Origin of the sequence: Candidatus Xenohaliotis californiensis, assembly GCF_963930935.1 — a bacterium.
GTDB classification, from domain to species: domain Bacteria; phylum Pseudomonadota; class Alphaproteobacteria; order Rickettsiales; family CAWVOK01; genus Xenohaliotis; species Xenohaliotis californiensis.
The window spans coordinates 1-8,069 of sequence record NZ_CAWVOK010000015.1 but is presented as its reverse complement, the minus strand read 5'-3'; the positions used below and the strand labels follow the sequence as shown (position 1 = coordinate 8,069).

Below are 8,069 nucleotides of genomic sequence, written 5' to 3'. Positions count from 1 at the left end.
ATTTTGCATTATCAATTGGCACATTCAAGTTGTTGCAAGACAGTTTTTGGAAAGTTTGATAAGTTTGCTTAAATTAATCTTAACTTATTTAAATCAATAAAATTAATCTTTAAAGAGTTAGATCTTGTACCTAAAAGAAATTCATAAAGAAATATCAGAATGTGATATCATTGAAAGAATGTTTAAATATTTGTGCTTAATAACATGTGGGCTAATAGAGTTAAGAAATCATTATAGGATTGGATATGATAAGCATGCTAATTCAATTAACAGATGCAATAATAACTTAGCAGAGAGAGAAGACCAATGGAAGAATATTGGGACAAATTGCTTATTTTAGTAATATAAGGACTAATTTTTTGTTTGCCAATATTCCATATTTATGGGTTTTATGTGTACAAATTTATTCAGTGAGATTAGCATGAAACTTGAGAATAGCTGGGGTGGAAGGACTCGAACCTACGCATGACGGTATCAAAAACCGCTGCCTTACCACTTGGCTACACCCCAACAATATCTTTGTATATTTAAATATAATTTAGATTATATACAATAAAAAGTCAATCAAAAACAGTTTTTACCCAGACTTGTCGGGGGTTCATCAATCAATATAAAATGTTACATAAAAATTCTAATTTAGCTGGAGATTAGTAGCTTGAGTTCTGGAAATAAAGCATATGAGATGCTGGAATTAAAGTTAGCATTAATTGATGATAAGCTGATATTAGTGGTGTTGTTGCTAAAAGTAGAGGAGAGCCTAACAATAGAAATGATGATGTCAAGATTCTTCAAATTGTTTACTACCACTATCTCAACAAATATAAGCAATGATTTAATTATTTAGATAGATGTTTTTCAAGTCATTAAATTTAGTTTTATCTATTAGTGACATATTCCTATTGCTAAATGATCTGAATTATATTGGGAATCTTTTACCTCATAAGTTCATCTTAAGTTCCTACAGAGCTCAGAAGATGTTATTTTTACAGGCAGTAATGCAACATACCATTGTTAGGCAATCTATTCCCTATTGTCTAATGTTTATAGGATTGATGATGAAAATGTTTGCATAAAATAATGCAATTCTTTAGCAAGAAATACGATAAAGTTATACAACATAGCATAGTACTACAATGCATTATAAGCTATCTCATGATGTATTAAATGTAATAGATTGTTGAGTTTATATTTGCACACTTACTTTTTCGTGCAATTACTATTTTTTTTCAGTATTATTAAGAATAATTTTGAACTAATTTGCTTAGTGGAGAATGTTACATTATATACTCAAAAGATTATTAATTTCTATACCTACATTATTTGTTATAATGTTAATTAATTTTTTTATTATTAATCTTGTTCCAGGTGGTCCATTAGAGCAGTTATTACACAGAGCTAGTAGCTCTGAGATTGATAATGCATCTTTTCTTGATAATGATGCAATTGATAGTTTAATTTCTGTTACAAAAAAAAGTAAGTATGATGCTGCTACAGAGCATATGCGTGCTATGTATGGCTTTGATAAGCCATTAGCCATAAGATTTTTTACCACAATGAAGAATTATTTATTATTTGATTTTGGTAATAGTTTTTTTTCAGGGATGAAGGTAATAGATGTTATAAAAATGCACATCCCAGTATCATTTTCTTTAGCATTGTGGAGCACAATACTTACTTATCTTATCTCTATTCCACTAGGTATCAAAAAAGCTGTTCGTAGAGATGGATCATTTGATATTGTTACTGATATTGCAGTAAATGCATTACATGCTATACCAAATTTTATGTTAGCAATTTTGCTATTACTTTTGTTTGCAAATGGTGGTTTATTTAATATTTTTCCAACCAGAGGTTTTCTTTCAGAGAACTGGAGTGAACTTACATCTTTTGCTAAAATTAAAGACTATTTTTTGCACATAACACTGCCAGTTGTTTCTATAGTGCTAGGACACTTAGCATTTTTGGTTTTTTTGTGTAAGAAATCATTTATATCTGAGCTAAAGAAGCAGTATGTTGTAGCTGCCTTTGCAAAAGGTTTGAGTGAGCGTAAAGTTTTGTATATGCATGTGTTTCGTAATGCAATGCTGGTTGCTATAGTGAATTTTCCTATATTTTTATTACACTCTTTCTTGCATGGTTCAATGATAATTGAGATTGTTTTTTCTTTGAATGGACTTGGGCTGCTGAGCTTTGAAGCTATAACAAATAGGGATTATCCTATGATTTTTGCTATGTTGTATATATTTACTATATTTGGTCTTTTGATTCATATACTTAGTGATGTATTGTGTTTTATTGTGGATAAGAGAGTAAGTTTTGATGGTATTAATCCGTAGTTTGTTTTGTTTATGATAAATTTATTTTGTTTATATAATGTCTAATTTTTCTATAAGAGAGCTACCCAATGCTTGTTTAGTAATGTCTGATGGTAAATTTTTTTTAGGATATCAAATTGGCATAAAAGGTGAAGTTGTTGGTGAGGCTTGCTTCTCAACAGCAATGACAGGATATCAGGAGGCAATAACAGATCCATCTTACACTGAGCAAATTTTATTTTTCACTTGCCCACATATGGGCAATACAGGTGTTAATAATGATGATAAGGAGAAAGATATAGTTGGTGTAAAGGGTATTGTATTGTGTAATTTTGTACACCTTGGTTCCAATCAACGTGCAAATGATAATTTTGATAAATGGTTGTGTGAAAATAAAATAGTAGGAATATATGGTTTAGATGTTAGGGCTATAACTAGATATTTAGCATCAAAGGGCTGTAATGTCAGCTGTATAATAGCTAGCTATCCTTATGGTATAAAATCACTTAATAGTAATTTTTTTAAATCCAAAAAAGGAGACAATGATAGTTTGCAGTATATAAGAAGTTTGCATAGTAAACTGTGCAATCAGAAAATGAAGAGTAATACAGATTTAGCGAAAAATGTGGTTTGCAATGAGCCATTTAGTTGGGAAAATGGTCATTGGAGTGTTAGTGCTATGCATAGGAATAATTTGCGTGTTGCAGTGATTGATTTTGGCGTTAAACTTAGTATTTTGCGTTTTTTATATTCATTGGGCTGTAATGTTAAAGTATTTCCTTATACTGTAAATATTAATGAGATATCATCTTATAAGCCAAATGGAATTCTGTTATCAAATGGCCCTGGTGATCCAATGCAAACCTTTATAGATTGTAAAGATTTGCTTATGTCTTTTTTATATAGCAATATTCCATTGTTTGGGATTTGTTTTGGACATCAATTACTTGCACTTGCACTTGGCGCCAAGACACATAAGATGGATCATGGTCATCGTAGCATTACTCATCCAGTTTTTGATGTTATAAATAATTGCACATACATTACAACACAAAACCATGGTTTTGTTGTTGATAAAACCACATTAGATACAGAAGAAATACAGATTACACATACATCATTGATTGATGGAAGCATTGAAGGCATCAAATCAATAAAGAATAAAGCATTTTCTGTGCAATATCACCCAGAATGTGCACCTGGTCCAAGTGATTCTATTTATTTGTTTAATGATTTTGTCCATATGATGAAAAAAGATATTCACTATTGCTAGCAGTTTGGCCATATAGTAAAATAAATTTATTATTTTATATGGTTGTTTCATGCATTTGAGTATTATTGGCCTGACATTGATTTGTATTGGCTCATTTTTTTTGCTAACTGCTAGTGTTGGAATATTGAGATTTCCTGATTTTTATACAAGGCTGCATGCAGCTGGTGTTGGTGATTCTCTTGGTGCACCATGTGTAGTTTTGGGTGCAGTGTTTTATAATTTTAGTTTTTTTACTTTGGCTAAAGCAATTTTAATATTATTAATAATGTGGATTACAAATTCTACATCTTGCCATGTATTGTCAAGAATTGCATATAACATGGGATTAGAGCCATTTACCTCAAAGAGGAAATGATGTTATATGTCAACTTGGCTGGTATAATTTTATTAATATATTTATTGATTATTGCCATATCAATAGCCTTTGTGCAGGATATTTTTATTGCTGTTCTTTTATGTGGAATGTTTAGTCTTATAATAGCATCAATATACATGATTATGGGAGCAATTGATGTTGCAATAACAGAAGCAATAGTGGGTGCAGGGGTTAGTACAATTTTTTTTGTCAATGCTATAAGATACACAGGTAGTGCTATTAAAAAAAGAGAACAATCTTCACGTGTTAGCATAGCAATAATTATTATGGTAACTACATGCATTGCATTGTTGGTTAGTATTAATGATATGCCTATCTATGGTAACGTTAAGAATCCAGCTAATAATAATATATACAGATTTTATATAGAGTCAGCACGTGATAGATTTGGCTTTGCAGATGTTGTGACAGCCATATTGGCAAGTATACGTGGTTATGATACAATGGGAGAAACAACTGTAGTTATGCTGGCTGCTATGTCAGTTATTTTGATAATAGGACTTGGTGATGAAAAAAAAGATAAATCATGATATGGCTATAGTGTTATCATCATTCTTGATGATACCAGCTATTCTTTTATATGGTTTGTATTTGCAAATTAATGGAGAAGATAGTCCCGGAGGTGGTTTTCAGGCTGGGGTTGTGTTTGCTGTAGTTTATATACTTTATGTATCGCTATTTGATTATAAGACTGCATCTAAGATTGTGCCTACTAATTTTTTCTTAAATGGTTTATCTTTAGGTGTTTTACTCTATTTAGGTACTGGTTGTGCATCAATGTTGATGGGTGGTAATTTTTTGGAGTATGCAGTATTTTCAAATAATTTTGCAAAGGCACAGTATATAGGTGTTTTTTTGATTGAGCTAGGCGTAGGTTTAACTGTATTTTGTGCAATGGTTATATTTTACATTAGTTTTATTCTTTATGATGGCAGGAATAGATAATGTTTTATATGTATCATGGTGCAATTTCTATACTGATTATGGTTGTAGGACTCTATATAGCAATGTCAAGCAGGAATTTAATTAAAAAACTCATAGGGCTTAATATTTTCCAAGTGTCAGCATTGTTGTTATACATATCATTAGCACATATTGATGATGCTATACCCCCTGTTCTTAAGCCAGATTATGGTAAAGATGTTGTATATCACAATCCATTGCCACATGTATTAATGTTAACAGCAATTGTTGTGAGTATTAGCACAATTGTTGTAGGTCTTGCAATGATTTGTCGTATCCATCATCTTACAGGATCAATGGAGGTTGATGGAATTCGTAATAATAATGATTAATTATTTATTTTTATTTTAGTAATATTAGCTTTGTACTGCTTGTTTATTTGTGACATTAATTTATTTTCTTCAATATATTTTTTAACATTTTTGTTGTTTTCAATTAATGTTTTATTACCTGTTACTATGAATTGTGCTATGATTTTTTTTGTTTTTTTGTCTAAGGAATTATAGCTATCATTAGTTTTTATAACTAGTTGCTTTATTTGCTTAGGTAAATCTTTTAACTTTTTATGATTTTCTATTGATTCTATGTTTCTAATGTAGATAGCTACTCTTGTATTATTATTGGCTAACATATTTTTTATGTTTTTTAATCTAGCATTGGCTAGTTTTTTATTGTGTATACTGAGATTTCTATAATTGTTTTGTATGCTAACTATTTCTTGTGGAATGAAATTTTCATAGTTGCTGAAATAGTTCAATCTTGCAACTGGCATTCTTGGATTTATATACTTATCATCTTCAGTTTTATATCCATTAGTCGTTTTGCTTGTTGTATCATTGGCTATATTATTAGGTTTTGCTATTTGATGCTTTTCTGTCTGATGATCTGTAGTTTTATCTGTTGTTTGTGTGTTGCTATGGTCTAAATTTCTAATTATATTAATTCTTGAGGGATCATTTGTAATAGATGTTGCATTGTTTGATTTCAATATGTTATTACCATTAGTATGTGGATTAGATAAGGTGGTGATATTTTTCTCTGGAGAAGGGAGGACAGCAATAGGTTTTGGTATTGGCTTAACAGATATGTCTTTATTTTTATTGATAGGCATTGGGTTTGGTGTATTTTCTACAGGTATGTTTTTTGATTTCAATATGTTATTACCATTAGTATGTGGATTAGATAAGGTGGTGATATGAGAAGGGAGGACAGCAATAGGTTTTGGTATTGGCTTAACAGATATGTCTTTATTCTTATTGATAGGCATTGGGTTTGGTGTATTTTCTACAGGTATGTTTTTTGGCTGATAAGGGGGCAATAATGGCATTGCAGTACTTTTTGGTTTTATATTTGTAGAGTCATTTTTTTTATTATTGATTGTTGATTTGTCATTGTCTATCTTGTTGCTACTGGGAATGTTTTTTTGTAGTGTTGTATTAAAGTCTTGTATGATTTTTTCAGAATCAAAATTATTGTTAGTTGCTGCATATGACAGTTTAGTAATAAATATTATTATTAATATAGTTATTTCATACTTTTTATTCTGCATTATATTTTAGTAGCTCAAAAAATATTTACAACTATTGTATTGATATTTGATAAAAAAAATATTAATTTGTTAATATCATATATTATATTAATATATAAAAATTCAGCTAATACTTGATAGAAATTTATGCTTTACATGTAGTACTGAATTTATCTGAGACTAAGGATAATAAGCTGTGTCTTGAGCTATCAGCAACCACAGTATGGTAACTTAGACTACTTTAGGAAATTTTTTCACTATGTGGTTTTATTGAAATGAGTATTAATTATAGATGTGCTTAATGTGTTAGATTTTTGAGCTCTTATACTATGTATGCTAAGTGTTAAGCTTTTTTTTTCTAGAAATAAGTATAGCTGTATAATTTATAGTAAAGGTTATTGTTAACAGTAAAATGCCTAATGCATATGCAGCAGCAGTATTAATGCTGTTGAAATCATGGTCACTGCGCAGCAAGAGTGACATTTGCGATGTAATTGTAGCAATTGGTTGAAAGACATTGTAAGTAATCTCAGGAATATTTCCTGCTGCCATTATTACTATAGTTGTTTCTCCAATAGCACGTGCAAATGACAGCAACACAGCATTTGCTATTTTTTTATATGACATAGGTAGGGAAATTCTCCTTATAGTTTCTACTTTAGTAGCTCCTAAGGCAATTGAGGCATTGAATAAGGTATTTTGTATTTCCATAATAGCTGTTAATGACATTAGCGTAATAGTTGGCATTATCATAATGCCAATGTTTATTCCTGCGCTCAATGTATTTTCATACTGTGAGTTTATGTTTAATGTGCTGGCTATATTGCTTAGGAGTGGGCCTATGGTGGATATAGCAAAATAGCCAAAAACTACGCTTGGTAATCCACCAACAATTTCAAAGAATGTTATAAGATTGTTTCTTGTTTTTTTTTTGCAAAAGTATGCTATATAGATAGCAGATGCTACACTAATTGGTGTTGCTATGGTTATTGCTATAATGGCAACTAATAATGAGCCAAACACAAGAGGGATTGTGCCAAATAATGGATTTGTTAAATCTTGTATGTTCCATATAGTGCCAAATAAGAATTTATATATTGCTATATTTAAGAAGAATTTTACTGAATCTTTTAGAAGTAGTGCTGTGATTATTATAGCTATTATTACTATTAGGATGGTTGAAGCATATAATAAGATATATATAATAGTTTCTAATAGTTTCCATATTTTTTTACTACATGCAAGCATAATATAGTAGAATGTGGTTAATAAATATCAGAATAATAATTATATTAAGCATACTTAATTTTTTCTGGCAAGTATTGATTTGTTATTGTTATAAAAGTGCTACATGTTAAATTTGTTATCATTGATATATTTTTATTGATAGCTTTGAGTGGTGCTATGCAAATTAGCAGTTATTTTTCTATTGATTATTTGATAAATATCAATGATTTGATAAAGTTTGGCCTAGAAGGTGTTTATATATATTTAATATCTTAAATAATAAAGAATAAATTATTTCACAATAGCATGATACAATATTGTATTGTTGTTTATGAAAGCAACATTTTTTGAATTTTACAAAAAAAATTTAATATAGACCCATGAGGC

At 29.7% G+C, this 8,069-nt stretch carries 9 protein-coding genes and 1 tRNA gene; 7 read left to right on the top strand and 3 right to left on the bottom strand.

The genetic code is table 11. From position 1 onward, the window contains the following. Positions 1-438: 438 nt before the first annotated feature. A tRNA-Gln gene (locus AABI72_RS01895) sits at positions 439-510 on the bottom strand. Between the two features lie 145 nt (positions 511-655). Here AABI72_RS01895 and AABI72_RS01890 point away from each other — a divergent pair. The 7 genes from AABI72_RS01890 to AABI72_RS01860 all read left to right on the top strand — a co-directional run bounded on the left by AABI72_RS01890 (position 656) and on the right by AABI72_RS01860 (position 5,259). After that, entirely contained in the window at positions 656-844 is a 189-nt protein-coding gene (locus AABI72_RS01890) for a hypothetical protein (RefSeq protein ID WP_338363862.1), read from the top strand. 484 nt (positions 845-1,328) lie between these two features. Next, positions 1,329-2,336 (top strand): ABC transporter permease subunit, encoded by a 1,008-nt coding sequence (locus AABI72_RS01885; protein ID WP_338363859.1) that lies wholly within the window; start codon positions 1,329-1,331, stop codon positions 2,334-2,336. Positions 2,337-2,373: 37 nt separating this feature from the next. Then, positions 2,374-3,588: a glutamine-hydrolyzing carbamoyl-phosphate synthase small subunit gene (gene carA, locus AABI72_RS01880; protein WP_338363857.1), complete on the top strand. Its 1,215-nt coding sequence runs from the start codon at positions 2,374-2,376 to the stop codon at positions 3,586-3,588. Positions 3,589-3,637: 49 nt separating this feature from the next. After that, positions 3,638-3,943, top strand: coding sequence for a monovalent cation/H(+) antiporter subunit G (mnhG, locus tag AABI72_RS01875; RefSeq protein WP_338363855.1), 306 nt, complete (start codon positions 3,638-3,640; stop codon positions 3,941-3,943). Then, entirely contained in the window at positions 3,943-4,494 is a 552-nt protein-coding gene (locus tag AABI72_RS01870) for a DUF4040 domain-containing protein (protein WP_338363853.1), read from the top strand. Before mnhG ends, AABI72_RS01870 begins: the two co-directional genes overlap by 1 nt. Continuing rightward, positions 4,472-4,909 carry a Na(+)/H(+) antiporter subunit B gene (locus tag AABI72_RS01865; RefSeq protein WP_338363850.1) on the top strand — a complete coding sequence of 146 codons (438 nt, stop codon included), beginning with the start codon at positions 4,472-4,474 and terminating at the stop codon, positions 4,907-4,909. The genes AABI72_RS01870 and AABI72_RS01865 overlap by 23 nt, the downstream gene beginning before the upstream one ends. Next, positions 4,909-5,259: a cation:proton antiporter subunit C gene (locus tag AABI72_RS01860; protein WP_338363849.1), complete on the top strand. Its 351-nt coding sequence runs from the start codon at positions 4,909-4,911 to the stop codon at positions 5,257-5,259. The genes AABI72_RS01865 and AABI72_RS01860 overlap by 1 nt, the downstream gene beginning before the upstream one ends. Here AABI72_RS01860 and AABI72_RS01855 read toward each other — a convergent pair. Both AABI72_RS01855 and pstC read right to left on the bottom strand, forming a co-directional pair. After that, on the bottom strand, positions 5,256-6,476 hold the full coding sequence (locus AABI72_RS01855; RefSeq protein WP_338363847.1) for a hypothetical protein: 1,221 nt from the start codon (positions 6,474-6,476) through the stop codon (positions 5,256-5,258). The genes AABI72_RS01860 and AABI72_RS01855 overlap by 4 nt on opposite strands. Before the next feature lie 315 nt (positions 6,477-6,791). Continuing rightward, positions 6,792-7,703: a phosphate ABC transporter permease subunit PstC gene (pstC, locus tag AABI72_RS01850; RefSeq protein WP_338363845.1), complete on the bottom strand. Its 912-nt coding sequence runs from the start codon at positions 7,701-7,703 to the stop codon at positions 6,792-6,794. Between the last annotated feature and the right edge of the window lie 366 nt (positions 7,704-8,069).

Coding starts and splice junctions, on each gene's coding strand:
- AABI72_RS01885 (WP_338363859.1), top strand. CDS start 1,329: ATGTTAATTAATTTTTTTATTATTAATCTTGTTCCAGGTGGTCCATTA.
- carA (WP_338363857.1), top strand. CDS start 2,374: ATGTCTAATTTTTCTATAAGAGAGCTACCCAATGCTTGTTTAGTAATG.
- mnhG (WP_338363855.1), top strand. CDS start 3,638: ATGCATTTGAGTATTATTGGCCTGACATTGATTTGTATTGGCTCATTT.
- AABI72_RS01870 (WP_338363853.1), top strand. CDS start 3,943: ATGTTATATGTCAACTTGGCTGGTATAATTTTATTAATATATTTATTG.
- AABI72_RS01865 (WP_338363850.1), top strand. CDS start 4,472: ATGAAAAAAAAGATAAATCATGATATGGCTATAGTGTTATCATCATTC.
- AABI72_RS01860 (WP_338363849.1), top strand. CDS start 4,909: ATGTTTTATATGTATCATGGTGCAATTTCTATACTGATTATGGTTGTA.
- AABI72_RS01855 (WP_338363847.1), bottom strand. CDS start 6,476: ATGCAGAATAAAAAGTATGAAATAACTATATTAATAATAATATTTATT.
- pstC (WP_338363845.1), bottom strand. CDS start 7,703: ATGCTTGCATGTAGTAAAAAAATATGGAAACTATTAGAAACTATTATA.